This window comes from Actinoallomurus liliacearum, from assembly GCF_039542035.1.
GTDB lineage: Bacteria > Actinomycetota > Actinomycetes > Streptosporangiales > Streptosporangiaceae > Actinoallomurus > Actinoallomurus liliacearum.
Genome location: NZ_BAABHJ010000030.1, coordinates 138,574 through 164,083, shown reverse-complemented (window position 1 = coordinate 164,083; position 25,510 = coordinate 138,574). Strand labels below are relative to the sequence as shown.

Below are 25,510 nucleotides of genomic sequence, written 5' to 3'. Positions count from 1 at the left end.
CGCCGGCCACGCCGGCCCCGGCCGAGCCCGAGCCGGCCCCGAAGCCGGCCGAGCCGAAGCAGCCGCAGCGCTCGGCGGAGGAGCGCGTCGAGGCCGAGCCGCCGACTCCCCGGCCCGCCGCGCCGAAGCCGATCGCCCCGCGGCCCACCACGCCGAAGCCACGCGACGCCGAACCGGCCGCCGCGGCGAAGCCCGAGCCCGCTCCGGCACCGAAGCCCGCCCCGGCGCCCAAACCGGCCCCGGCGAAGCCGGCCGCCAAACCGGCCGCGCAGAAGCCCCCCGAGAAGCCGGCGGAGAAGGTCGCCGACCGTCCCGCAGCCGCCGCGGCGGCGGCGAAGCCCGCCGCACCGCCCGCTCCGGAGAAGCGCCCGCCGGCCCGGAAGAGGGCCCGGAGCAAGCGCGCCTCGGTCCCGTCCTGGGACGAGATCATGTTCGGCGCCCGCCGCCCCGAGTAAGCCGACCGACGGCGGAACCCGGACCATCGCCCGCGGGTCGGCTGCCGAGGTCGGTGGTTGTCGTCGGTCGCGGCGGCGGACGGGCGCCGCGCGGTGGGCCGGTGCGCTGATCGGGGCCGGTCTCGACGGCTCGAGGCAGGCCTAGCGCTCGGTGAGGCCGCTGCCGGCGGGCCCGTTGTCGGGACGAATCGCCCGGCAGCGCGGGCTTTCATCGAGCATTGCGCCCGCCCGGAGCCGGCCGCTTCCCATCACCCCACGAAGCCCGCCGACCCTTGGTCGCCCGTGAAGCCGTGGCGCATGATCCGGAGAAGCCGTCGCGCGTCGTCCGCGCCGGTGGCCGCGATGGCGGCCCCGCTCGTCAGAGCGAGCAGGTCGTCCACGCTGAGGCCGGCGTCCACGGCACCGGCCCGTCGGGCTCGGGCGAGCAGCCTGTCCGCGGTGGACCGCATCGACCGGTGCCAGTCGTCGAACAACGCGGTACGGCGCTGGTCGTCGTCGTCCGTCCCGGCGAGCGCCAAGGCGCGCTTGGTGGCGACGTGGACCACGAAGTCGTCCAGCCAGGTGAACAGGGCCTCTCCCGGCGATTCGGCCTCGATCAGGGCGGCGCCCTGATCGCAGAGCGCCGTCACCTCGTCCGCGTACACCGCCACGATCAGGTCGCGGCGGGTCGGGAAATGCCGGTAGAGCGTCGCGTTGCCGACGCCCGCCCTGCGGGCCACCTCGTCCAACGGGACATCGGGCCCGCGCTCGTCGAAGAGCTCCCGCGCCGCCGCGAGCAGCGACTCGGCGTTCCGGGCCGCGTCCGTCCTGCGCGGTCGTCGGGAGTCCCGCGGACTGCCCGCATGCGCCATCGTCGTCTCCGTGGTTGCTAAGTGGGGAGTTCCCCGCTTAGGTTAGCGCACTATCCGGGGAACTCCCCGTTTCGTCGTCCGCCCGCGAGCAGGCCGAGCGGCGCCCCTCACGTCCCGCGAGCAAAGGATCGTCATGGCCATCACGGTTGAAGATCGCTTCGCCATCACGGAGTTGATCGCGATGCACGGGCACCTGTGCGACAGCGGAGAACTGGACCGCCTCGGCGAGGTGTTCACCACCGACGTGACGTACGACGTCCCGGACTTCGGGCAGAAGATCGTAGGTGTGACGGCGCTCGCCGAGGCGGGGCGCGCCCTCGGCGAGCGGAATCCGGTCGGCCACCACGTCACGAACGTGGTCCTCAGCGAACAGGCCGACGGCCACGTGCACGCGCGGTCGAAGGGAATCGGCATCTACGCGAACGGCACCAGCGGAAGCGTGACCTACGAGGACACCGTCGTGCGCGTGGAGAACGGTTGGCGGATCAGCCACCGGAAGACGCTCGCCCGCAGGGCTCCCCTGGGCGGGTGACGGCCGCGCCTCGGGCGGCACGCCGTGCCCACCGGAGGCGCGGCGGGCTCAGAGGCGTACGACGACGAGGGCGGTGTCGTCGGCCGCGCCACCGGCGACACCGAGGTCGGTGAGGACCGCGTCGGCCAGCGACTCGGGGTCCAGCGCGCCGTGCCGACTAACGCTGTCGGCGAGGCGGCCGAGGCCGTCGTCGATGTCCTCGCCCCGGCGCTCGACGAGGCCGTCGGTGTACAGCACGAGCGTGGCGCCGGAGGCGTAGCGCCGCTCGGCCTGCGGCCGAGGAGTGCCCAGGGGGTTGAGGCCGAGGGGCGGGTCGGTGGCCTGGTCGAGGAGGTCGACCGTGCCGTCGGGCTGCAGCAGGACCGGCGGCAGGTGACCGGCGCAACTGTAGGTGATCTTCTGCTCGGCCTTGTCGATGACGGCCTGCACGGCGGTGCTGGCCAGCGCTCCCTCGACCGAAAGCGCGTACCGGCCGAGCGCTTGGAGCGCCGGGGCCGGCTCGGCGAGGGACTGGACGGCGGTGCTGAGCGCGCTGCGCAGCTGCCCCATCACTCCGGCGGCGGACAGTCCGTGCCCGACGACGTCCCCGACCGCCACCGCGAGCCGGGTCTCATCCAGCTCGATCAGCTCGTACCAGTCACCGCACACGTGCAACGTGTCGATTGCTGGCAGGTAGCGCACCGCGACGTCACCGGGCTGCTGAAGGTCGACCTCCGGCAGCATCGCCCGCTGCAGCGTCAGCGCGACCTGCCGCTCCCGGGCGTACGCCCGCCTCAGATCCTCGTAGCTCTCATAGAGCTCCTTGGCCCGGCCGAACAGTTCGGCCTCCATGGCCTGGTGCCTGACCGGGTCCTCCTGCGCCTGATGCGTGACGAACGCGGTCACATCCTCGGTACGGACCACGAACAGCACCGCCTCACCGTCCAGGCCCAGGACGGGGCTGGTGAACGTGCTCCAGTACCGCTCCTCGAACTCACCGGGGCGGTCCGCCACGGGAATGTCGTACTTCTGCGGTCCCTGGATGTCCCGCTGACGCGTGACCGCGGCCCGTCGCACGGACATCTTCAGGCTGCGCATGCCGCGCAGTCCGGCGTCCTGCTCACAGGGGAAGGCGTCGAACATGTAGCGGCCGACGAGATCATCCCTCGTGCGTCCCGTGGTCTCGAGGTAGGACCGGTTCGCCTCCACGATCGTCAGCTCGGGAGTCAGCACCAGACACGGACTCGGAGTGGCCGCGAACAGAGCCTCATAGTCGATCTCGGCAGCCGTGACACACCTCCGGGTACGTGCAGTGATTACCCAGAGTTTATGGGAGACCCTACGATGACCTGCGACAACGCCCGGCCGGCACGGTCGGTCACGACGCTCCTCCGCGATCATCGACCGCTGCGCCCTAGAGGCCCTCGGGCCCGGCCGGTCAGCGCGGGGGCGCGGAAAAGCCTCGGAAAAGCGCGCGCCGCCGGGTGATTCGTCCCGATGAAGGACCGCCCACGACCGCTTCACCGAGCCTTGCGTCCGCCCGCACACCGGCCGATCCGCATCACGCGACGCCGTCGCGCTCCGGCCAAGCCATGATCACTGGCTATCACTGCCGCCTATGGTCGGCGAACGCCAGTGATCTTGTGGTCGCGGGGCTGAGGGGCCTCTTCTCAGGGGGCTGTCAGGCGGTATCAGACGGATGTGCGCGGTATGTCAGGGCGGTCGGAGACAGTGAGGGTCGTACACATATAGACCTCACGGGAGAAGACCCCCATGACTTACGCGATCCAGGCGGAGGGCCTGGTGAAGCGGTTCGGTGAGACGGTCGCCCTGGACGGCGTGAGCCTGACGGCGCGCCCCGGCACCGTACTCGGCGTGCTCGGCCCGAACGGGGCTGGCAAGACCACCGCCGTCCGCATTCTCGCCACCCTGCTGCGGCCCGACGAGGGCCGCGCGACCGTCGACGGCCACGACGTCGTGCGCGAAGCGCACCAGGTCCGGCAGCTGATCGGGCTGACCGGGCAGTACGCGTCGGTCGACGAGATGCTGACCGGCACGGAGAACCTCGTCATGATCGGCCGGCTGCTGGACCTGTCACGGTCGGAGGCGAAGGCGCGCGCGGCCGAGCTGCTGGAGCGGTTCGAGCTGTGGGACGCCCGCGACCGCCCGGCCAAGACCTACTCCGGCGGTATGCGCCGCCGGCTGGACCTGGCGGCCAGCCTGGTCGGGCGGCCGTCGGTGCTGTTCCTCGACGAGCCGACCACGGGCCTGGACCCGCACGCCCGCGGCGGGCTGTGGGACGTCGTCCGCGGCCTGGTCGATGACGGTGTGACCGTGCTGCTGACCACGCAGTACCTGGAGGAGGCCGATCTGTTCGCGGACGAGATCGCCGTGATCGACCGGGGCAAGGTGATCGCCAACGGTACCCCCGACCAGCTCAAGACGCAGGTCGGCGGGCAGGTGCTCCAGGTCCGGCCGGTCGACGAGCGGGACCGTGAGACGGTCGCCGGTCTGGTCAGCGTGGTGGTCGGCGACGGGATGCAGGTCGAGGGCGACCTGGTGACCGCGCCGGTGACCGACCCGGCCGTGCTGCCGACGATCGTCCGCCGGCTCGACGACGCGGGCGTGCTGGTGGCCGAGCTGTCGCTGCGCAAGTCGACCCTGGACGAGGTCTTCCTCGCCCTGACCGGCCACCGCGCCGAGCCCGCCGAGACCGCCGCCGAACTCGTCACCGAAGGGAGCCGGGCGTGACCGCCTCCGCCGTCGCCGCACCCCGCACGCTGACCCGGCGCGTCAGCCCCGTCGCGACCCTGCGGCACACCGCGACCCTCGCCTGGCGCAGCCTGGTGCAGATCAAGCACAACCCGATGGAGCTGATCGATCTCAGCATCCAGCCGATCATGTTCGTCGTGCTGTTCGCGTACGTGTTCGGCGGCCAGATGGCCGGAGGGCCGACGAAATACCTGCAGTTCGCGCTGCCGGGGATCATCGCGCAGAACGCCATGTTCGCCACCATGAACACCGGCTTCCTGCTGAACACCGACCTGACCAAGGGCGTGTTCGACCGGCTGCGCAGCCTGCCCATCGGGCGGATGTCGCCCCTGGCCGGGCGGATCGTCGCGGACACCGTCAAGCAGGCCTGGTCGATGGCGATCCTGATCGCCGTCGGCATGATCATCGGCTTCCGTGTGAAGACCGACGTCGTCCACGTGGTCCTGGCCTTCCTGCTGCTCCTGGCCTTCGCGCTCGCGTTCTCCTGGATCGCCGTGCTGATCGGCGTCCTGGTGAGCGAGCCGGACAAGGTAATGATCTTCGGGTTCACAACGGTCTTCCCGCTCAGCTTCACGAGCAGCGCGTTCGCGCGGGTCGACACGATGCCCGGCTGGTTGCAGGCCTGGGTGAAGGTCAACCCCGTGACGCACCTCGCCGACGCCACCCGCGGTCTCATGAACGGCGGCGCCGTCGCGTCCCCGGTCCTGAAGTCCCTGGTGTGGGCGGCGGGCATCGCGGTGGTCTTCGCGCCGCTCGCGGTCCGCGCGCTGCGCCGCCGGGTCTGAGGGCCGTCCGCCTGATGCGGGCCCGCGCCGGCGCGGGCCCGCATCAGGCGCTCCGGCGCGGGGCCACCACGGCCGCCCGTCCAGCCAGGTGACCAGGGCTCCGCCCACCATCGGTCCCACCGCGGCGGCGAGCCCGTTGACGGTGAAGAAGATCCCCAGGGCCGTGCCCTTCGGGCAGCCGCCGGCCATGCGGGACCGCTCGCCGGATACCGTCAGGCTGTTACGGTGTCGCGGTGGATTCCGTCGACCTGGGCCTGATTCACGCGCTGCGGCTGGACGGCCGGGCGTCGTTCCGCGCCGTCGCCGAGGTCCTCGGCGTGTCGGAGAACACCGTGGCGCGCCGCTACCGGCGGCTGCGGGGTGGGGGCCTGCTGCGGGTGGTCGGCACCGTCAACGGCGCCCGCCTCGGCTACGTCCCCTGGACCATCCGGCTCCGCTGCACGCCCGACGCGGCGAGCAGGGTCGCCGAGGCGCTCGCCGCCCGGGAGGACACCTCATGGGTGTACCTGCTGTCGGGCGGCACCGAGATCTCCTGCAACGTGCAGGCGCGCAGCGCCGACGAGCAGGAGGCGCTGCTGCTGCACCGGCTGCCGCGGACGAGCCGGGTCGTCTCCGTGTCCGCCCACCTGCTGCTGCGCGGCTTCGCGCTGCCCACCGGCTGGGCGGGCGTGGCCGCCCTGTCCCCCGAGCAGGTGGAGCGGCTCCGGCCCGAGCCGGAGGAGGCCGAGGACGGGCCGGTCACGCTCGACGACGACGATCGGGCGCTGCTGCAGGCCCTGTCCCGCGACGGCAGGGCCCCGTACGCGGAGCTGACCTCGGTCACCGGCTGGTCGGAGTCCACGGTGAGGAGGCGCCTGACGGCCCTGCGCCGGACCGGCGTCCTGCGGTACCAGCTGGACGTCCCACCCGCGGTGGTCGGCTTCGCGGCCGAGGCCCGGCTGTGGATGAGCGTCCGGCCAGCCGCGGCCATCGAGACCGCCGAGGCGCTCGCGCGGCACCCGGAGGTCTCGTTCGCCGCGCTCACGACCGGCCCGACCAACCTCCTGGCGGCCGTGAACTGCCGGGACGCCGGGGACCTCGCCCGCTACCTCACCGAGCGGGTCGCCGCCCTCGGCGGCATCCGGTCGATGGAGACCGCGCCGATCATCCGTACGGTCAAACGTGCGGGGTCGCTGTTCCCGGGCGGGCCGCCGGTCAGTGGTCGGTGATCGGGTCGATCCCGAGGTGGTCCGCGACGTCCGTGATCCGCATCGCGTGACCGCGCGCGTACGCCTCCGCGTACCGCTCCTCGCCGATCGCCTCCCGTACGGCGTGCTCGATCCGCGGCGGATCCTCGAGCGACCGGTCCTCGGTCCCGCGGATGCCGACGGCGGCCCCGAGGAGCGATGCCGCGAGCTCGTGGTCACCGCCGCGGAGCGCGTGGTCGGCCAGGCCGACGAGGGCCTGCCCGACGATCGGGGCGTCGTGCGCCACCCAGGCGTACCGGAACGCCTCGACGTGCCGGGCCCGCGCCGCGTCGAGATCGCCCTCCACCCCGTGGAGCATGGCGAGCTGGGTGTTGATCATCGAGGCGAACTGCGGCGGCCCGCCGGGCCACTCTCCGAGGACGATGTCCTCGAGCGCGGCGCGTGCGGCGTCGAGGTCGCCGCGGCGCCGTGCCACGTCGGCGGTGGTGAAGCGGACGATGGCGACGTCGATGGGCGAACCGCGGCGCTCGGCGCCCCGGAGCGCGGCGTCGAGCTCGGCGCGGGCCCTCTCGTCGGCACCGAGCGATGCGTAGGCCTGGGCCAGCCGGACGCGCAGGTGACTGGACTCGTCGAAGCTGCCCAGGTCCAGCGAGTAGCGCAGGGCCTCCTCGATGTAGTCCTTGGCGGACAGCGGATCACCCTGCCACAAGGTCAGCTCGGCGAGCCCCGTGAGCGTCAGCGACATGCCCCAGCGTTCGCCGAGGGCGCGGAACTCGTCGAGCGCGTCGGTGAAGTTCCGGTCGATCTCCCGGACCCGGCCGAGGTTGATCAGCGCGTGCCCGCGGATCGTCCCCACGGTGGCCCGGAGCCACGGGTCACGGGCGTCGCGCAGGGATTCCACCGCCGCGAGCGCGTCCTCGATGCGGCCGTCGAAGATCAACAGTCCCAGCGGAGCGATGCGGAGCATCGGATGCAGGTCGTCCGGCGGGATGCCCGCGCAGGCCTCCATCGCGGCCTCGATCCTGTGCCGCATCTCGTCCCTGTCGCGCAGCATCGGATCGTCGTCGATCTGGCCGATCATCCAGTAGAGGGTGGCGACCGCGTGCGCGGCGGCCGGCCCCTTGCCGGGCACCGCGAGGGCGTCCCGGGCGAGCTGCTGGCCCTCGACGCGCATCCCGCGCAGGAACCAGAACCAGCCCAGACTCGCGACGTAGCGGAGGGCGAGCGCGGCGTCCTGGACCTCGATCGCCCAGCGCAGCGCCGAATGAAGGTTGTCGTACTCGGCGATGAGGCGGTCCAGCCACCGCAGCTGGTCACGGGTGCGCAGCTTGGGCTCCGCCGTCTCCGCCAGCCGGAGGAAGTGGTGCGCGTGCGCGCGGCGGACCCTCGTGGCCTCGCCCGCGTCGGACAGCCGCTCCGCGCCGTACGCCCGGATCGTCTCCAGGACGCGGTACCGCCCGGTCGCGTCGATCTCGACGAGCGACTTCTCGACCAGCCCGGTGAGCGCGTCGAGGACGTCGTCGCCACAGACGTCCTCGATGCTCTCCAGGGTCGCGCCGCCCGCGAAGACCGACAGCCGCCGCAACAGCGCGCGTTCGGCGTCGTCGAGCAGCTCCCAGCTCCAGTCGACGACGGCGCGCAGGGTCTGGTGCCGGGGCAGGGCCGTACGGCTGCCGCCCGTCAGCACGCGGAACCGGTCGTCGAGGCGGTCCGCGAGCTGCGCAGCGGTCATCGTACGGAGGCGGGCGGCGGCCAGTTCGATGGCCAGCGGCATGCCGTCGAGGCGGCGGCAGATGGCGAGGACCGCGGGGAGGTCGACTCCGGGGTCGAAGCCGGGCCGCACCGCGGTGCCGCGCTCGACGAACAGGCGTACGGCGGGATAGTTCAGCGCTCCGCCCGGCGGTGAGGGCGCCCGGCCGGAGTCGGCGGCGGTCCGGTGAACCTCGGCCGGGTCGTCCGGCGGGAAGGCGAGCGGAGGCACCGGCCACAGGCTCTCACCGGTGATTCCGAGCGCCTCCCGGCTCGTCGCCAGGACGCGCACGCCGGGGCAGTCACCGAGCACCCGGTCGACGAGCCGGGCGCAGGAGTCGATCAGGTGCTCGCAGTTGTCGAGCAGGATGAGCAGCCGCTCGTCGGCCAGCGCGGCGACGAGCCGCTCGACCGGTTCGACGCTGGTGGGCGCCGCGCCGAGCATGCCGGCGGTGAGCGCGGTCTCGCGGAGCCCGAGCGTGCTCAGCAGCGCCTGCGGGACCTCACCCGGGTCGCCGACGCCGGCCAGCTCGACCAGCCAGACGCCGCCGGGCATGCGCTCGGTCAGGCCCGCGGCCGCCTCGACGGCCAGCCGGGTCTTCCCCGCCCCGCCGGGCCCGGTGAGGGTGACGAGACGGTTCTCCTCGAGCAGCTTGCCGACGCGTTCGATCTCCTCCTCGCGGCCGATGAAGCTCGTCAGCCGGGCGGGCAGGTTGCTGCGGCCGCGTGACCGGGCGGGGGTCTGGTCGCCGCGGAGCACGGCGAGGTGGACGGCGCGCAGCTCCGGCGACGGGTCGACGCCGAGTTCCTCCGCGAGGGTGCGGCGGGCGTCCTCGAAGCTGGCGAGCGCGTCCGCCTGGCGGCCGGCGGCGCACAGCGCCCGCATGTACTGCCCGCGCAGGCGCTCGCGGAGCGGGTGCGCGGCGACCAGCGCCTCCAGCTCGGCGGGGTCGGCGCGGCCGAGCAGCAGCAGCGCCTCGGCGTGGTCCTCGATCGCGGCGAGGCGCTGTTCGGTGAGGCGGGCGACGTGGCCGCGGGCGAATCCGGTGTCGGTGACGTCGGCGAGCGGCGTGCCGCGCCAGAGGCTCAACGCCTCGGCCAGGGCGTCCGCCGCGCGGGCCGGGTCGTCCTGCAGCAGGCGCCGTCCGTGCGCGATGAGCCGGTCGAAGCGCCGCAGGTCGACCACGTCCTCCTCGACGACCAGCCGGTACCCCGCGGGCCGGGAGTCGATCGCCCCGGGTGGCAGGGTCCGGCGGAGCCGGGAGATCAGCGACTGGAGGGCGTTCGGGGCGCCGGCCGGTGGATCGCCGTCCCACACTCCGGCGACGAGGCGGTCGGCGGTCAGGACGCGGGGAGCCTCGAGGGCGAGCAGGATGAGGAGGGTGCGCAGCCGGGCGCCACCGACCTCCACCGGCCGTCCGCCGTCATCGGTGACCTCGAGAGGGCCGAGCAACGAGATCCGCACGGGTCGATCCTCCCCTGTCCGCCCGGGGCGGCGCCCCGGCTTTTCCGAATTCGCGAGATATATCGCGTTGAGTCTCGCACAAAAACGGCGGGTCGGCCTCCCCGCCGACCCGCCGCGAGGACGGAAAAGTGGTACTTCGCGCGCCGTGACCGCCCCCTGGCCGGGAAGGACTCGGCGCCCCCGCCCCCGGCCGGGGGCGGGGACACGGGTCAGGCCGCGCGGTCCTGCCCGCTGGCCAGCTCGAACTCCGCGCGTGGCCTCTCGATGCCGCCCAGGGCCACCGTCTCGCGACGGAAGAACAGCGCGAGCGTCCAGTCGGCCACCACGCGCACCTTGCGGTTGACGGTGGGCACCCGCGACAGGTGGTACGTCCGGTGCATGAACCAGGCCGCGAACCCGCGCAGCTTCACGCCGTACACGTGCGCCACGCCCCGGTACAGGCCGAGGCTGGCGACCGACCCGGCGTACGAGTGGCGGTACGCCTTGCGCTCCTTGCCGCGAAGGGTCGCCACGATGTTGTCGGCGAGCCGCTTGGCCTGGCGCACGGCGTGCTGGGCGTTGGGCGCGCAGTACTCACCGGGCCGGGTCAGGTCCGGGACGGCGCCGCAGTCACCGGCCACGAACGCGTCGTCGGCGCCCTCGACGGTGAGGTACTCGGTCGCCACGATGCGGCCCTGCCGGTCCAGGGGCAGGTCGGTGGAGCGGTTGAGGGGATTCGGCTTGACGCCGGCGGTCCACACGAGCGTGCCCGCCTCGAACTCCGTCCCGTCGTCCAGCACGATCCGGCGGTCGACGGCCGACGTGAGGCGCGTGTTCAGCCGTACGTCGATGCCCCGGCGGCGCAGCTCCTCGACCGTGTAGCGGCCCATCCGGTCGCCGACCTCGGGCAGGATCCGGTCGCTGGCCTCGACGAGCACCCAGCGCATGTCCTGCGGGCCGAGCTCCGGGTGGTACTTCAGGGCGCCGCGCGCCATGTCCTCCAGCTCGGCCAGGGCCTCGACGCCGGCGAAGCCGCCGCCGACGAAGACGAAGGTCAGGGCGCGGCGGCGCACCGCCTCGTCGTCGGTGGAGGCGGCGGCGTCGAGCCGTCCGAGCACGTGGTTGCGCAGGTGGATGGCCTCGGCGATGTTCTTGAATCCGATGCCGTGCTCGGCGAGCCCGGGGATCGGAAGCGTGCGGGAGACCGATCCCGGCGCCATCACCAGGTAGTCGTAGGAGATCTCGGTCGCCGGGCCGGACGCCGGGCGCACCGTCGCGACGTGGTGGGCGTGGTCGACGGAGACGACCCGCCCGTTCAGGACGCGCGCCTTGGGCAGCACCCGGCGCAGCGGCACGACGACGTGGCGGGCCTCCAGGTGGCCGGCGGCCACCTCGGGGAGGAACGGCTGGTAGGTCATGAACGACTGGGGGTCCACGACCGTGATCGTCGCCTCGTTCGACCGCAGTCGCCGCTGCAGGCGCAGTGCGGTGTACATGCCGACGTAACCGCCGCCGACGATGAGGATGTGGGGAGTGGTCCGGCTCGGGTTCGGGCTCGTGGCCACGGCGATGCTCTCCTCGCTCGACTGCTCGACTTGTGAATACATTCACAAACTACGCCATCGAGCCTGATATTCCAGGGGATCGCCATGTGAAAGATCGCGAAAGTTCACGTTACGCCAAACGAACCGGCGGGTTCCGCCGAGAAATCCGCCACCTCTTCCGATCGTGCCGCCGCATGACCCGCCTTCCTCCTCGGGCCGTCTCCCGGCCGTCCGCCGGTCGAGACGGCATCGGCCGCCGGACCGCTTTAGGGTGAGCCGCACGCCCGGTGTTCGGTCCCGACGCCGCGTCGAGGAGCCGCGCGGCCCCCGATGCGCCGAATACGCGGACATCCGCCGGGCGCGGCGTACGATCGTCCCCCGGGAGCTGTATATCGATGATGACCACGTTGTGGCGGCCGGTGTGCCTGGCCGTCGTCGGGCTGCTGTCCCTCACGGGCTGCAGCCTCTTCGGGCAGAACAAACTCGTACGCGGCAGCGTTCCGGACTCGATCACGGTGACCAGTCCGGCGTTCCGCGACGGCGCGCCGATGCCCGTCCGCTTCGCATGCCCGCAGTACGGCGGCCGGTCCAAGACGCCGCCGCTGCGCTGGTCCGTCGCGCAGAACGGCGTCGGTTCCCTCGCGCTCGTCATCGACGACCCGGACTCCCCCAGCGGCGCGTACGTCCACTGGGTGCTCTACAACATCGACGCCACGGCGGCCGAGCTCCTGGAGAACACCGTCCCGCCGCACGCCGAGCAGGCGGTCAACACCGCGCAGAAGGTCGGGTACGCCCCGCCCTGCCCGCCGAAGGGAGAGGTGCACAAGTACCGCTTCACGCTCTACGCGCTGAAGGACAAGGTGCCCCTGAAGAACGGCGCGAGCCTGGGCGACGCCCTGGCGGCGATCGCCTCCCGTACGATCGCGCGGGGCCGGCTGACCGCGATCTTCCAGGGAGCGGTCGTGAAGTCCTGAGGGACCGGTGCGCCGGACCGTCGCCGCGCGCCAGGAGGCGTGGAGCGGGCATGGCGGCACCAACGGGTCTGAGGGCCAGTAGTGTGAAGGTAGATGTGTGCGAACCGTATGACAAGGGTCATAGCGGTCGGCGACAATCGGTCTAGCTCCTTGGGGGGCCCGGTGCCGGTGATCACGGGAAAAGGTCTCCGCGTCGGCGTCGACCGCTAGACCATGGCGTTGGGTGGTAGCTATGTGGGGTCTGATCGTTGTCCTTGGCTTGGTCGCGGTCGTCATCCTGGTCGGGGTGCTCGTCGCCCTCGGCATGAGGGCGAGCCGTGCCGGAGACGAAGACGACTGGATGTCCGACGAGGAGCAGCCCCGGGGCCGCCGCGCCGGCAGATCCCGAGGCCGCCGCGCCGAGGGTGACGAGGCGGTGGAGGACTCCTACGGCGGCGGCGACATGCGCGTGGCCGGTGCTCCGCTCCCGCAGCAGCACCAGTTGCCCGCCGCGCCGATCGCCGGCCCGGGCGCCGGTCCGGCGCAGCTGCCCGCCCCGGTTCCGGCCGCGCCTCCGGGCAGCCGGAACAACGAGGACATGGACGACGACGAGTACTGGTCGACCATCACCTTCGACAAGCCGAAGTTCCCCTGGCGGCAGGACGCCGGGCAGCCGTCCGAGGCGCGGGGGCAGGACCCCCTGGGCCACCACCAGGCGGCGCACCCCGAGCCGACGCCGCTGGCCGGCCCGCAGCCGCAGGGCATGCCGCTCGCCGGCCAGTCGCCGCACGGTGGCCCGATCGACTCACCGGCACCGCCGACCAGGCCGCAGCCGGCCGTCCCGGCCCTCGACACGCCGTCGACGCCGCCCGGCCCGCTCGATATCCCGTCGCTCCCGTCCGCGCTGGACATCCCGTCCTCCGAACGGGCGGCCGAGACGGTGGCCGGTGACGAGATCCCGGCGTACGGCTCGACCGAACAGAGCGGCGGCTTCTCGCCCTCCTACCCGAGCGAGCCGTCCTACTCGTCCGAGGCGCCCTCGTACTCCTCTGAGGCGCCCTCCTACTCCTCCGAGGCACCGTCGTACTCCTCCGAGCCGTCCTACTCCTCGGAGGCACCGTCGTACTCCTCGGAGTCCCCGTACTCGTCCGAGCCCTCGTACGGCGGCGACCGCCCGTACGGCGCGGACCCGACGAGCGGTTACGGCGACGATCCGCTGAACACCGGCGAACGCCCGACGTACGGCTCGAGCTCCCCCGCCGCGCCGACTCCGCCGGTCCCCTCCCCGCTGGGTTCCTCGGCCCCGCTCGGCTCCTCCCCCTCGATCAGCGGCAGCGACGACGGACCCGTCGTCCCGGCCGTCGACGAGCTGCTGGCCAAGATCCAGCGGCAGCGCGCCGGAGGCGGTGAGGGAGACTCGGGAGGCTCCGCCCCGGCCTCGGGCGGCCCTGCCCCGGCCTCGCCGAGCCCCGCCAAGTTCGACCCGCTCACCGACCCGCTCGACACCGGCGACCACTCGTACCGCTCCTCCTCGGCCGGCTCCTCCACCGGCGGCGGCTGGTCGACGGGCTCCTACGGGTCCTCCGACTCCTACAGCGGTGGTTCCGGGGACTCCTCCTACGGCTCCTCGACGAGCGGCTCGTACGGGTCCGACCCGCTGTCCGGCGGCTACAGCTCGACCGGCGGGTACAGCACCCCCTCCTACGACAGCGGCTCCAGCGGTTACGGCTCCTCCCCGGCGTACGGCGGCGACTCGTCCTCGTACGGCTCGGGCTCGGGCTCGGGCTCGGGCTCGGGCTCGGGCTCGGCGAGCCAGGACGACCCGCTCGGCGGCGGATACACCGGCTCGTCGTCCTCGTCGTCGGACTCGTACGGGTCCTACGGCGGCACGTCCACCGGCGGCTACTCGAACACCGGCGGCTACCAGACCTCCGGCTCGTCCTACGGCGGCTCGGACTACCTGGGCTCCTCCTCGCCCGGCTCCGGCTCCGGCTACGACCTCGGCTCCTCGACGCCCGGGTCCGGCCAGGCGTCCGACGATCCCAACGCGACGCAGGCCTACCCGAGCAGCCCGTACGGCACCTCCTACGGCGACCGGAAGACCGACGACAAGCGTTCGGACGACTGGGGCTCCTACGGGGACCATCGCGGCTGAGGCCCCTCACCCCGACACGACCGTGGGCTCCGTGGTTCGTGCGAACCACGGAGCCCACGTCTTTTTCCCGGGGGGTCGGTTTCGTCCACCCGGCGGTCACGGCGGAAGAGACGTACACCGCGGGATGTAAGGATCCCTCCGGAGAAGCGGCGAACGACCGTTCGATTGCATGGCAACCGTTTGACCACCCCCATCACGCTGCGTGAATCTCTCCTACGCACTCCGTACACGGACAGCGACTCAGGAGATCATCCATGCCTCTTAAGTTCGTCGGAATCGACCCATTCACCAACGGGGATAACTGCCCCACCGTGTGGGTGGACGAGAAGACCAGCGAGATCGTCATTCAAGGATGGACCGCGGACCCGGATACTCGGAGGGAATGCCTGGCGACCGGCCCGATACCCGACCACGAGACGGTGCTGCGGCTACCGGCGCGGATGGCACCGATCCTGAAGGAGGCGTGCGATGTCGCCGGAGGTCCCATCGTTCAATGACCTGCTGGCCGAGTGCGACGAGTCGGCCGTCCACCTGGAGATGCGGGACGGCTACACGCCCGGTGATCCCGTCTACCGCGACTGGCGGGCGGGGCTCCGGATCGACGGGCCGGAGCGCTACGCCGAATGGTTCGCGCTCGTACGGACCACCGTCGCCCGTGGTGTCCGGATGCGGCGCGTCCGCATCGTGTCGGAACCACTGGCGGACTTCATCCGTTTCGAATACAACATAACGGGAGGATTGAACGTCGCGGCCGGCGAGCAGGTACGGTGGCTGCCTCGCCGGCAGGCCTCGGACCTGGCCCTGCCAGGCAACGACTTCTGGGTGTTCGATGGCCGGGTCGTACGATTCGGCTACTTCGCCGGAGACGGGGACTTCGTCGGCCACGACGTCTGGGAGGATCCTGACGTGGTGAAGCTATGCACCTCCGCCTTCGAGGCGGCCTGGGAACGCGGGGTCGATCACGATGACTATCGCCCCGCCTGAGCGCCCCGGACCATCGCGGGGGACGGTGTCCATGAGCTCACCGTCCTCGTCCGTCCAGGCGGCCCGTCAGGCCATCGCCGACCGGCTGCGGGAGATCAGGGTCGACGCCGGCCTGACCGCCAAGGCGCTCGCCTTCGCCGCCGAATGGGACCGCACCAAGATCTCCAAGATCGAGCACGCCTCCCGGCCGCCCTCCGTCGACGACATCCGCCGCTGGTGCGCCGTCTGCAAGGCCGACGACCAGGCCGCCGACCTCGTGGCCTCGCTGCGCACCGTCGAGGGCGCCTACGTCGAGTGGCGGCGGCTGCAGCGCACCGGCCTGCGCCGGCTCCAGGAGTCCCGCGTGCCGCTGTACGAGCGGACCCGCAACTTCCGTGTCTACTGCTCCCAGGTCGTTCCCGGCCTGTTCCAGACGGCCGCGTACGCGGGGGCGCTGCTGTCGGCCATCACGACGTTCCACGACTCCCCGAACGACGTCGAGGAGGCGGTGGCCGCCCGGATGGCCCGCTCACACGTCGTACGGGACGGCGACCACCGGTTCGCCGTGCTCGTCGAGGAGTCGGTGCTCCGCTACCAGGTCGGCGGCCCCGAGACCATGGCCGGGCAGCTGCACCACCTGCTGGACATCATGGCGATGCCATCGGTGTCCCTGGGCGTCATCCCCTTCGACCACGGCGGCCGCCGGATGTGGACCCTGGAGGGCTTCAACATCTTCGACTCCGCCCAGGTCTCGGTGGAGCTGCTGTCGGCGGCGGTGACGGTCACGACACCGGGCGAGGTGGAGTTGTACGCGAAGGCGTTCGCCGAGCTGTCGACGATGGCGGTCTTCGGCACCGCCGCACGGGCGCTCATCACCGCCGCGATCGACACCCTCGGCTGAGCTCCCCCGCCGGACCCGAGTGAGCCGCCTCTGAGCCGGCCCGGCGGGCGTCCGCCGGGCCCGGGACCGCGCGCCGGAGGCCCGTGCGCCTTAAGCGTGCGCCACACTCGGGCACACTCCTCGCACCTGCCAGGTCGCCGGCTTTAACGTCACGGCAGACGGCCGTGTACCCCGCGCGATGAGGAGAACGCACATGGGCGAGGAGACCGTCGCCGCGTTAGTCGTCCGGCACCTGCACGAACTGCGGGGTGCGCTCGATCAGGCCGGCTTCGAGACCATTTTCGACCATCCCCACGGCGCGGCACCGTACCTCCGGGCGACCAACCGGCATGCGCCTGTCATGTCGGAGACGATCCGCTGCGAACACCACATCGTGGACGGCGACGCCTACTGGTTCTTCTACTCGTGGGGCCAGCCCATCTGTCCGGCGGTGGACAAGGTCTTGGCGGCCCGGGAGATCAGTCGCGTGATCGGCAACCGCGCCTCACGTCTCCGGACGGACACATGAGCGAACGGGGCGAAGGAGGCCGCATGAGTTATGACCAGGAGCTGAGCGAGTTCCGGCAGATCCTCGACGAGATGACCGTGGTCGGACACCTTCGCCGCGACGCCGAGCTCGCCGAGCTGCACCGACTGATCGGACGCTACCCCGACGAGGCGCGGGAGATCTGCGCGAAGTTCGACGGCGCGTTCGACAAGCCCGCGTGACCGAGCCCCCGGCCCGATCGCGCGAACGGACCGAGCCGCGGTGGCGGTGACCACGCCCCCGCCACCGCGGCTCGACTCATGCTCGGCCGCCGACCCGTACCGAGACGGTGAAAGTTTCACCGGTAAAGTTCGGTAAACCACTCTGTCAGGATAAGATCCATCGTGCGCTCCCACCGTCCGTTCTGTCCCCGCGAGACGGAGAAACGCGCATGCACCACCACCGAGGTCACCTCTCCCGCCGGGCGCTCCGCGCCCTGACCCTGCTGTCGGCGGCAGTGCTGTTCCTGATCCCCTGGGCCGACGCCGCCTTCGCCCACGGCTCGGTCGTCGACCCCGCCTCCCGCAACTACGGCTGCTGGCTGCGTTGGGGAAGCGACTTCCAGGACCCCGCGATGCAGCAGCAGGACCCGATGTGCTGGCAGGCATGGCAGGACAATCCGAACGCCATGTGGAACTGGAACGGCCTGTACCGCAACGGCCTCGGCGGCAACTTCCAGGCGGGCCTGCCGGACGGGCAGCTGTGCAGCGGCGGCCTGACCGAAAGCGGCCGCTACCGTTCCCTCGACGTCCCCGGTGCCTGGAAGACGGCCGCCGTGCACAACACGTTCTCGGTGCACCTCATGGACCAGGCCCATCACGGCGCCGACTACCTCCTCGTCTACGTCACCCGGCAGGGGTACGACGCCCTCACCCAGCCCCTGCGCTGGAGCGATCTGGAGCTGATCCGCAAGACGGGCAAGTACGCGCCGGGCAGCGACTACATCGTCGACAACCTCAGCGCCCCGGGCCGTACGGGCCGCCACGTCGTCTTCACGATCTGGCAGGCCTCGCACATGGACCAGGCGTTCTTCTTCTGCAGTGACGTGAACTTCGGCTGACCTCCGTTCCCGGCCGCCGGTCCGCGCTCGCACGGGCCGGCGGTCGACGGCTGCTCGAGCGGGGATGGTGAGGGGGTCCGCTCCGGCAAGATCCGCCGTAGCATCACGGATGTGATCGGCACGCCGGGAGAGGGCGCGAAGCTCTTCGCCATCAGCGACCTGCACGTCTCCTACTCGGAGAACCGGAAGCTGGTGGAGGAGCTGCGTCCGCAGTCGAATGACGACTGGCTGCTCGTCGCCGGTGACGTCGGCGAGAAGTTCGACGACATCGCGTGGGCGCTGGACACGCTGCGACGACGGTTCGCGACGGTCGTGTGGACGCCCGGCAACCACGAGCTGTGGACCCACCCGCGCGACACGACCGGGCTGCGCGGCGAGGCCCGCTACCTGCGGATCGTCGAGCTGTGCCGGGCCATTGGCGTGCTCACTCCGGAGGATCCGTACGCGGTCTGGCGGGGTCCGGGCGGCCCGGCCGTCGTCGCGCCGCTCTTCCTCCTCTACGACTACACGTTCCGTCCCGACGGCGTCACGACCAAGGAGGCCGCGCTGGCGCAGGCCTACGAGGAGGGCGTGGTCTGCACCGACGAGATGCTGCTGCACCCGGACCCGTACCCCACGCGCGACGCATGGTGCCGGGCCCGGCTGGCGGCGACCGAGCAGCGCCTGGCGGCGCTGGATCCGGAGCTGCCGACCGTACTGGTGAACCACTATCCCCTGGTGCGGGAGCCGACCCGGATCCTGCGCCACCCGGTGTTCGCCCAGTGGTGCGGCACCGAACGGACCGCCGACTGGCACCTGCGTTTCCGGGCGACCGTGGCCGTCTACGGCCACCTGCACATCCCGCGCACGACCTACCACGACGGCGTGCGCTTCGAGGAGGTCTCGGTCGGTTACCCGCGCGAGTGGCAGAAACGCCCGGCGGCACCGACCCTGCGGCAGATCCTTCCGACACCATGATCGAGGAGTTGCTGCCACCGGAGGCGGTGGGCGAGGACACCTTCGACGACGCGCCCGCGACGACGCTGTTCCCCGAAGAGGAGGCGCTGCTCGCCCGCGCCGTCGACAAGCGCCGCAGGGAGTTCACCACCGTACGGGCGTGCGCCCGTACGGCCTTCGCGCGCCTCGGCGTCGCCCCGGCGCCCCTCCTCCGGGGCGAACGCGGCGCGCCGATCTGGCCGGACGGGATCGTGGGCAGCATGACCCACTGCGACGGCTACCGGGCGTCCGCGGTCGCCCGGTCCCGCGACGTCCAGACGATCGGCATCGACGCCGAGCCCAACGGTCCGCTCCCCGACGGTGTCCTGGGGGCCGTGTCCCGCCCCGAAGAGCGCGCCTGGCTGACCGACCTGCTCGCCGCCGACTCCGGTGTGCGCTGGGACCGCCTGCTGTTCAGCGCCAAGGAGTCGGTCTACAAGGCGTGGTTCCCGCTGACCCGGCGCTGGCTGGACTTCGAGGGCGCGAGCATCACCGTGGACCCCGAGGCCGGAACCTTCTCCGCCGCGCTGACCGTCCCTCCCCCGCAGGTCGACGGCCGCCCGTTGACCGGTTTCACCGGCCGATGGCTCGTCCGCGACGGCCTGATCCTCACCGCCATCTCCGTCGTACGCTCCCCTTCCTGACCGTCAACGCGACGCCCGGCACCCGCACACGCTCAGACGCGCCGGAATGGGCGGACCGAACGCTCGGTTACCGCGAGCACGAACAGTCACAAAGGCGACATGCCAGCGCGGGCCTCGGCCGTTCCCCGAGCATTTCGCTCGCGAACGCCGCCGGATCCTTCGGGTCAAGAGCGGCGGCGACCTCGCCGCGCGCCTGCCGTCGACGGGCGGGTGTCAGCGGGCGGGGTACAGAACACTCGGTGAACGAGGCTCCGCCGGGCGCGCCGGTCCTGCTGAACCGGAATGAAGCGGGCGGCTGGCAGGTGTTCCCCGAGACTTTCGCGCGCGATTTTCGCCGAGCGGGGCGGGCGGCGACAATGACCAGATGTTCGCTGATGACGTCGAGCTCTGGGACTTGCTGCGCTCGCTCGACGACTCGGAGCACCTCGAGTCCCCGGCCGGCTACGACCATCAGCGAGTCCGTGCCCGCTTCGAGCGGCTCGTCCAGCGCCTCGACGGCGATTTCAACTGCCGATGCGGCGTGGACCGGAACGTTCAGGACGCCGCCCTCCACGGCCGCATCGAGCTCCCCGCGCATGCCACCGCCACCCGCCGCCCGCTGGTCATGAGCATCAGCAACTTCGGGGATTTGGCGGTCCTCTCCCTCGACGAACCCGGCGTCTGGACCGACGCCGAGATGGCCGAGCTGCTGCATCCCGACGACGCTCACCGAAGCGACAGCGCTCTCGCCGACCTCGGCTACCGCCTCATCCCCGAAAAGCCCCTTTGGCGCCGCTACGACGGCGTCTGGGATCCGGCCGTGTTCGCGCCGCAGAGTGGAACCTGGTGGATCCGCTTCTTCGACTACCTCTGAGGACTCCCCAGGCATGACTCGCCCGGTGTCCGTCATCCGTAGGCGTATTCGTCCACGTCCAGCTCCGCACGGGTCAGCCGGAGGAACTCCCGGGCCCGCGCATCGAGGTGCCAGCCGAGCAACCGGTGTCGTTCAGAGTGGTTCTCAAGGCCGCCGATCGGGCTGGTCGAACCCTCCGGATGCTCGAATATCCGCACGACCTGCAATCGACTGGCACCCGACTCTCCATCGACTCGGTCGAGTTCGGCGGCCAGGGCGCCGATGCGCTCGGCGTGGTCGAACAGCCTGTCGATGATCCGGGTCATCTGCTCATCGACGGTCAGACCGGGCTTGCGGCAGACGACATGCCACTCATGGGCGACCGGCCGGGGCGGCCTGGTGAGACGACTACCGCGCACGGTCACCTCGTCGGGCTCGATCCCCAGCCGAGCCGTGATCTCGGTCGCCGGCATCCACGTCGAGGCCAGGGCGAAGTAGGTGTACTGAGAGACGAGCACGCCGGCACCCTACCGACCGCCGTCCGCCTCTCTGCGAGCGGAGACCGAGAGCACCTGAGCCGCACGACATGGTTCTCGGAGGCGGGATGATCGAGAAATGTCCCTCTTCTTGGAGACCGACCGTCTGATACTCCGCCGTTTCACCACGGCCGACGAGGACAATCTGGTCGAGCTGAATGGCGATCCCGAGGTCATGCGCTACCTCACCGGCGGCAGGCCGAGTTCCCGCGAAGAGATCCGCAGCCGGGTTCTGCCCAAGTTCCTCGGCTACTACGAGCGGTTCGAAGATCTCGGGTTCTGGGCGGCGGAGGAGAAGGCCACCGGACGGTTTCTGGGCTGGTTCCACTTTCGACCGCACGAGGATGAAGCACGTGATGGCGAGATCGAGCTCGGCTACCGACTGCACAGGTCGGCGTGGGGCAAGGGCTACGCCACCGAGGGGTCCCGTGCGCTGATCGACAAGGGTTTCACCGAGCAAGGGGTGGAACGTGTGGTCGCGGAGACGATGACGGTCAATTCCGCCTCTCGGCGCGTGCTGGAGAAGGCCGGCCTGACACTGGTGCGTACCTTCCACCCCGAGGGGTGGGATCCCATCGAAGGCTCCGAGCATGGTGAGGTCGAGTACGCGCTGAGCAGAGCCGACTGGGAGCGTCAGCGCCTCGGCTGATCGATACGCGGGACCCGGCCGACGAACGCCCCGCCCGTCATCCGGGCTCGATGTCGACGACCACGAGCATTTCATCGTGATAGCGGTCAAGGTCGTCGACAAGCCAGGATTCCCCCTCCCGAAGCTGATGGAGGCGGAAGGTCCCATTGGTCGGTCCCGCGCCGATGATGCACCTGACGGGAACGGGGTCGGGAAGCGAGCGAACGAGTCGGCCGACGCCGTCGGCCACCCTCAGGCCGAGTCTGAGCATCAGCACCTGGTCTTCCCGGCTGATGTACAGGTCACGGTCGACGACGTCGACGGTGACCGGAGCGTGGTCCTCCAGGTGGAAGCTGCTGGCCTGGCACTCGTACTGCGTGGTGTCCCAGCCCATCCGGGCCATGGCGTCGCGTGAGCCGGCCGTCAGCTTGGCCCCGCCCCGATCATTGATCACGAAGACGAGGGCGTCGTCGTTGCGGGTGAGCCCCCGGGCGAGCATCTCGCGCAGTTGATCGTCCAACTCCGGGTACGCGTCCGGGGGCGCGTCGCCGACAAGAAGCCCCAGGGCGTCGGCCGCATCGTCGTTCATGCGGATCGTGATCACCGGCGGATGCTCCTGGACCCGGCACCATATCGTCAACCGAGATCGACGCCTTTGTGGCCGCAGATGGCCACTCATCGAGAATTCCCACCAGCTTTCCTGCGCGACGCGCGTCGTTCCGGACGGTAGGCCCTAGATGCCCCAACTCAGAGGTGGGGCACGGCGTAAAAATGGAGGACCTCATGAACCACAAGGACAGCGGAATGACCGCCCGCGACCTCGGCGTCGGTGCCGGCACCGGTGTCGGCGCCTTCGGTGGCTTCGTCATCGGCGGTGTCACCGGCGTCCTCACCGGCCTCATCTTCGGCGTCATCGTCGGGTTCGCCGTCTCCGCCCCCGCCGGCGCCATCGTCGGTGCCGGGCTGCTCGGAGTCAGCATCGTCGGCGGCATCGTCTTCGGCGTCCGGAAGGGCCGCCGCGTCGCGCGTTCCCTCTTCTGAGGGAACTCGGGACGCGGTTGTGCGAGGAGGCCCACAGCCTCCTCGCTCAACCAGGGGCCCGGCATCAGCCGGGCCCTCTTCCCTTCCCCCGTGGCTGGACATCCAACCCGCCCGGCACGAGGAGCAGGCCGAGGATGATGAGCGATGTGGCCAGAATGCCAAGGTGGTAGGCGACGTCGCCGGTACGGGTGCCGTTCAGCGTGACGTTCAGCCCGTAGACGGTTCCCAGGAGCGCGAACGATGTCGTCCCCAGCGCGATCCCCCTGCTCTTCCTCCGCCGGGTGAGGACGGCCGTCCCGCCTCCTCGGCGGAGGCGGCGCGATCCGCCACGGACCGCCGGTTCCGCCGGCCGATGAGCAGCAGCAGCGCCGGCACGAGGACGACGAGCGTGATCATGACGACGTGCAGGTCGCGGACGGCTCCCCGCACTCGGTCCGACGAGAGGCCGAACGCTATGCCCAGGCGAACACAAGGCGTTGGATCTCACACCGCAGATCGAGCCGTTCACCGCACTGAAGCGAACGGGCGCTGCAAGGATCAGCGCCTACGCCGCCGCGGGACATCCCCGAGATACCCCACGACTCCGGCCGGCCGATCACGACAAGGAACGCGTTGCCGCTATGACCATCGTCCCTGCCGACTCCACCAGCACGACCGTCACCACGGACTTCGACCAGGTCCTACCGCGCAGGAAACTCCGGCTCGGCAGCCGCACCTCACACCTGGCCATGGCTTATGCGAACCGCGTCGTCGAGGCGATCCGCGACGTGCTCCCGCACATCGACGTCGAGATCGTCGCCATCAAGACCTCCGGTGACGCGTGGAAGGGCGACCTGGCCCAACTCGGCGGCAAGGGCGCCTTCATGAAGGAGATCGACGCGGCGATGGTCGCCGGCCAGATCGACATGGCCGTCCACGCCATGAAAGACGTGCCCGGTGACGTCCCGCTCCCAGAGGGGCTGATGTTCGCGGCCTATCTTCCCCGCGAAGACGTCCGCGACTGCGTCGTATGGCGTTCCGGTTCCCGCTACACCTCCCTCGACGAACTCCCGCCCGGTTCGGTGATCGGCACCTCCGCGGTAAGACGCAAAGCCCAGATCCTGCAAGCCCGCCCCGATCTGCAAGTGGTCCCCTTCCGCGGCAACGTCATCCCCCGCCTTACCAAGCTCGACGAGAACGACGACCGCATCGAGGCGCTCGTCCTGGCCCGCATCGGCCTCGTACGCGCCGGAGTGTCGGACCGTGTCGGCCAGATCCTGGAGATGGACCAGATGTGCCCCGCGATCGGCGCCGGCGTCATCGGCGTCCAGTGTCGCGAGGCGGATGAGGGAATCCGCGAGCTGCTGCGCCTGGTCGACCATCCCGAGACCCGCACGCACATCACCGCCGAGCGGACGATGCTGCACGGCCTGCAAGGACACTGCAACTCCCCGATCGCCGGGCACTGCACCACCACGCCGGACGGACGGCTTTCGCTGACCGGCATGGTCTTCTCCCGCGACGGCGGCGAGTTCGCCTACGCCCACGAATCGGACACCCCCGACCGCGCGCCCGAACTCGGCGCCCTCGTCGCCGCCACGCTCGCGCGCAAGGGCGCCCGCGACATCATCGCCGGCATTCCCCACTGATCCGATACCGACCACTTGGTAGGGTGCGCGCGTTGCACCGCTTGGAGAGTTACGGCAGCGCTCACGGGAGAGGGGCCAGGCGACAGTGCAGGCCTCAGAGGTTTCGCGTGTGGTAGCCGCGGCCATGTCCACCGCCTCATCACTTGGCCTGACAGCCGACGACGCGATCGTTCTTCATGACTCGAACAAGCTGACTCTGCGTCTGCTGTCTTGTGACGTCCTGGCCCGGGTGGCACCTGTAGCGCATCAGGTCGCATGGTTCGAACTCGAGCTTGCTCAGCGGCTCGCCGAATCCGGGTGCCCGGTGGCTGCTCTCGAGCCTCGGGTGGAGCCACGCGCCTATGAGCGTGATGGCTTCGTGGTCACGCTATGGACCTACTACGAACCCGTGGCACCTGGAGAGGTCTCACCGACCGACTACGCCAATGCGCTCCAGCGACTGCACGCCGGCATGCGCGAGGTCGACGTCCCGACGCCGCACTTCACGAATCGAGTCGAGCAGGCTCAACAACTCGTGACGGACCGCGACCGCACTCCGGCGCTCGCCGGAGCGGACCGGGAGCTGCTCGGCGACACGTTGCGAAGCCTGAGGCGTGTGATCGACGAGCGCGGCGGCGCTGAGCAACTGCTGCACGGCGAGCCGCACCCGGGCAACGTGCTCACCACGAAGAACGGTCTGCTGTTCATAGACCTTGAGACGTGTTGCCGTGGGCCTGTCGAATTCGACCTCGCCCATGCGCCCGAAGAAGTCGGCGAGCACTATCCGGGTGTCGATCAAGGCTTGCTGCGCGAGTGCCGGATCCTCGTGCTGGCGATGATCACAACGTGGCGCTGGGATCGAGGTGACCAACTCCCGAACGGGCGCCGGCTGGGCACAGAGTGGCTCAGCCAGATCCGAGCAGCGCTCGATTGCAAAGGGCTGGACACCCATGGCTGATCGCGTACGGCGCTCGCCGAGGGTGTGCCGAGCGCGTGGGTGACGGACGAGTCGGCCTGTAGGCCGGGTTCTGTGCCTCCGCTCGCGCGGAGCGACGGTCATCCATCTAGGGCCGCCGTTGCCGGCGGCCTCGAGCGGTCTACCCGCAGGCTCGGGCGGGCCGCCCTCGAACGCCTGCGCGGACCCGCGTTGCGGGTCCTTCTTGACCTTGCTCCGGGTGGGGTTTGCCGAGCCGCCCCAGTCACCTGGGGCGCTGGTGGTCTCTTACACCACCGTTTCACCCTTACCTCCGCACGCGGAGGCGGTCTGTTTTCTGTGGCACTTTCCCGCGGGTCACCCCGGGTCGGCGTTACCGACCACCCTGCCCGGTGGAGCCCGGACCTTCCTCGTCGGAGCGGAACTCCGACGCGACCGTCCGGCCGACTCGTCCGTC

The 25,510-nt window shown here is 71.0% G+C and carries 24 protein-coding genes, 1 other RNA gene and 1 pseudogene; 19 read left to right on the top strand and 7 right to left on the bottom strand.

Annotated elements, in window-relative coordinates; genetic code table 11:
• Positions 1 to 455, top strand: a pseudogene (locus tag ABD978_RS34730) (septation protein SepH); the annotation flags it as partial.
• Positions 456 to 703: 248 nt separating this feature from the next.
• On the opposite strand, the gene ABD978_RS34725 reads toward ABD978_RS34730, so the two are convergent.
• The gene (locus ABD978_RS34725; protein WP_345364178.1) at positions 704 to 1,306 is read right to left on the bottom strand and encodes a TetR/AcrR family transcriptional regulator; all 603 of its coding nucleotides are present in this window, start codon (positions 1,304 to 1,306) and stop codon (positions 704 to 706) included.
• Positions 1,307 to 1,439: 133 nt separating this feature from the next.
• Between ABD978_RS34725 and ABD978_RS34720 the strand changes: the two genes are divergently transcribed.
• Entirely contained in the window at positions 1,440 to 1,838 is a 399-nt protein-coding gene (locus ABD978_RS34720; protein WP_345364176.1) for a nuclear transport factor 2 family protein, read from the top strand.
• Positions 1,839 to 1,886: 48 nt separating this feature from the next.
• On the opposite strand, the gene ABD978_RS34715 is transcribed toward ABD978_RS34720, so the two are convergent.
• Positions 1,887 to 3,218: a PP2C family protein-serine/threonine phosphatase gene (locus ABD978_RS34715; RefSeq protein WP_345364174.1), complete on the bottom strand. Its 1,332-nt coding sequence runs from the start codon at positions 3,216 to 3,218 to the stop codon at positions 1,887 to 1,889.
• Between the two features lie 372 nt (positions 3,219 to 3,590).
• Here ABD978_RS34715 and ABD978_RS34710 point away from each other — a divergent pair, with 372 nt between their 5' ends.
• The 3 genes from ABD978_RS34710 (at position 3,591) to ABD978_RS34700 (ending at position 6,582) form a co-directional block, all read left to right on the top strand.
• Positions 3,591 to 4,568, top strand: a complete 978-nt coding sequence (locus ABD978_RS34710; RefSeq protein WP_345364172.1) for an ATP-binding cassette domain-containing protein — start codon at positions 3,591 to 3,593, stop codon at positions 4,566 to 4,568.
• Entirely contained in the window at positions 4,565 to 5,374 is an 810-nt protein-coding gene (locus ABD978_RS34705; RefSeq protein WP_345364170.1) for an ABC transporter permease, read from the top strand. The genes ABD978_RS34710 and ABD978_RS34705 overlap by 4 nt, the downstream gene beginning before the upstream one ends.
• Positions 5,375 to 5,607: 233 nt before the next feature.
• Positions 5,608 to 6,582: an Lrp/AsnC family transcriptional regulator gene (locus tag ABD978_RS34700; RefSeq protein WP_345364168.1), complete on the top strand. Its 975-nt coding sequence runs from the start codon at positions 5,608 to 5,610 to the stop codon at positions 6,580 to 6,582.
• On the opposite strand, the gene ABD978_RS34695 is transcribed toward ABD978_RS34700, so the two are convergent.
• On the bottom strand, positions 6,569 to 9,775 hold the full coding sequence (locus ABD978_RS34695) for an AfsR/SARP family transcriptional regulator (RefSeq protein ID WP_345364166.1): 3,207 nt from the start codon (positions 9,773 to 9,775) through the stop codon (positions 6,569 to 6,571). The genes ABD978_RS34700 and ABD978_RS34695 overlap by 14 nt on opposite strands.
• Positions 9,776 to 9,984: 209 nt before the next feature.
• Positions 9,985 to 11,361, bottom strand: coding sequence for an NAD(P)/FAD-dependent oxidoreductase (locus tag ABD978_RS34690; protein ID WP_345364164.1), 1,377 nt, complete (start codon positions 11,359 to 11,361; stop codon positions 9,985 to 9,987).
• A gap of 332 nt (positions 11,362 to 11,693) precedes the next feature.
• Here ABD978_RS34690 and ABD978_RS34685 point away from each other — a divergent pair, with 332 nt between their 5' ends.
• From ABD978_RS34685 to ABD978_RS34640, 10 genes are all read left to right on the top strand, one after another.
• Entirely contained in the window at positions 11,694 to 12,272 is a 579-nt protein-coding gene (locus ABD978_RS34685; RefSeq protein ID WP_345364162.1) for a YbhB/YbcL family Raf kinase inhibitor-like protein, read from the top strand.
• Positions 12,273 to 12,531: 259 nt separating this feature from the next.
• A complete protein-coding gene (locus tag ABD978_RS34680; protein ID WP_345364160.1) occupies positions 12,532 to 14,406 on the top strand; it encodes a hypothetical protein in 1,875 nt (624 codons plus the stop codon).
• A 468-nt stretch (positions 14,407 to 14,874) separates the two neighbouring features.
• Positions 14,875 to 15,390 carry a DUF6879 family protein gene (locus ABD978_RS34675; RefSeq protein WP_345364158.1) on the top strand — a complete coding sequence of 172 codons (516 nt, stop codon included), beginning with the start codon at positions 14,875 to 14,877 and terminating at the stop codon, positions 15,388 to 15,390.
• Between the two features lie 31 nt (positions 15,391 to 15,421).
• Entirely contained in the window at positions 15,422 to 16,270 is an 849-nt protein-coding gene (locus ABD978_RS34670) for a helix-turn-helix domain-containing protein (RefSeq protein WP_345364156.1), read from the top strand.
• Positions 16,271 to 16,463: 193 nt separating this feature from the next.
• Positions 16,464 to 16,778 carry a hypothetical protein gene (locus ABD978_RS34665; protein WP_345364154.1) on the top strand — a complete coding sequence of 105 codons (315 nt, stop codon included), beginning with the start codon at positions 16,464 to 16,466 and terminating at the stop codon, positions 16,776 to 16,778.
• A 23-nt stretch (positions 16,779 to 16,801) separates the two neighbouring features.
• Positions 16,802 to 16,978 (top strand): hypothetical protein, encoded by a 177-nt coding sequence (locus tag ABD978_RS34660; RefSeq protein WP_345364152.1) that lies wholly within the window; start codon positions 16,802 to 16,804, stop codon positions 16,976 to 16,978.
• A 209-nt stretch (positions 16,979 to 17,187) separates the two neighbouring features.
• Positions 17,188 to 17,856: a lytic polysaccharide monooxygenase auxiliary activity family 9 protein gene (locus tag ABD978_RS34655; protein ID WP_345364150.1), complete on the top strand. Its 669-nt coding sequence runs from the start codon at positions 17,188 to 17,190 to the stop codon at positions 17,854 to 17,856.
• 114 nt (positions 17,857 to 17,970) lie between these two features.
• Positions 17,971 to 18,813: a metallophosphoesterase family protein gene (locus ABD978_RS34650; RefSeq protein WP_345364186.1), complete on the top strand. Its 843-nt coding sequence runs from the start codon at positions 17,971 to 17,973 to the stop codon at positions 18,811 to 18,813.
• Positions 18,810 to 19,475 (top strand): 4'-phosphopantetheinyl transferase family protein, encoded by a 666-nt coding sequence (locus ABD978_RS34645; RefSeq protein ID WP_345364148.1) that lies wholly within the window; start codon positions 18,810 to 18,812, stop codon positions 19,473 to 19,475. Before ABD978_RS34650 ends, ABD978_RS34645 begins: the two co-directional genes overlap by 4 nt.
• A gap of 364 nt (positions 19,476 to 19,839) precedes the next feature.
• Positions 19,840 to 20,328 (top strand): hypothetical protein, encoded by a 489-nt coding sequence (locus ABD978_RS34640; protein WP_345364146.1) that lies wholly within the window; start codon positions 19,840 to 19,842, stop codon positions 20,326 to 20,328.
• A 32-nt stretch (positions 20,329 to 20,360) separates the two neighbouring features.
• Here ABD978_RS34640 and ABD978_RS34635 read toward each other — a convergent pair whose 3' ends face one another.
• Positions 20,361 to 20,825 carry a DUF4279 domain-containing protein gene (locus ABD978_RS34635; protein WP_345364145.1) on the bottom strand — a complete coding sequence of 155 codons (465 nt, stop codon included), beginning with the start codon at positions 20,823 to 20,825 and terminating at the stop codon, positions 20,361 to 20,363.
• A 97-nt stretch (positions 20,826 to 20,922) separates the two neighbouring features.
• Here ABD978_RS34635 and ABD978_RS34630 point away from each other — a divergent pair, with 97 nt between their 5' ends.
• Entirely contained in the window at positions 20,923 to 21,492 is a 570-nt protein-coding gene (locus ABD978_RS34630) for a GNAT family N-acetyltransferase (protein ID WP_345364143.1), read from the top strand.
• A gap of 37 nt (positions 21,493 to 21,529) precedes the next feature.
• On the opposite strand, the gene ABD978_RS34625 is transcribed toward ABD978_RS34630, so the two are convergent.
• The gene (locus ABD978_RS34625) at positions 21,530 to 22,060 is read right to left on the bottom strand and encodes a hypothetical protein (RefSeq protein WP_345364141.1); all 531 of its coding nucleotides are present in this window, start codon (positions 22,058 to 22,060) and stop codon (positions 21,530 to 21,532) included.
• Positions 22,061 to 22,254: 194 nt separating this feature from the next.
• On the opposite strand from ABD978_RS34625, the gene ABD978_RS34620 reads away from it, so the two are divergent.
• The 3 genes from ABD978_RS34620 (at position 22,255) to ABD978_RS34610 (ending at position 25,077) form a co-directional block, all read left to right on the top strand.
• Positions 22,255 to 22,512 carry a hypothetical protein gene (locus ABD978_RS34620; protein ID WP_345364139.1) on the top strand — a complete coding sequence of 86 codons (258 nt, stop codon included), beginning with the start codon at positions 22,255 to 22,257 and terminating at the stop codon, positions 22,510 to 22,512.
• Between the two features lie 620 nt (positions 22,513 to 23,132).
• A complete protein-coding gene (gene hemC, locus ABD978_RS34615) occupies positions 23,133 to 24,140 on the top strand; it encodes a hydroxymethylbilane synthase (protein WP_345364138.1) in 1,008 nt (335 codons plus the stop codon).
• A gap of 124 nt (positions 24,141 to 24,264) precedes the next feature.
• Positions 24,265 to 25,077, top strand: coding sequence for a phosphotransferase enzyme family protein (locus tag ABD978_RS34610; RefSeq protein WP_345364136.1), 813 nt, complete (start codon positions 24,265 to 24,267; stop codon positions 25,075 to 25,077).
• 43 nt (positions 25,078 to 25,120) lie between these two features.
• Here ABD978_RS34610 and rnpB read toward each other — a convergent pair.
• Positions 25,121 to 25,504, bottom strand: an RNA gene (gene rnpB, locus ABD978_RS34605) — RNase P RNA component class A.
• Between the last annotated feature and the right edge of the window lie 6 nt (positions 25,505 to 25,510).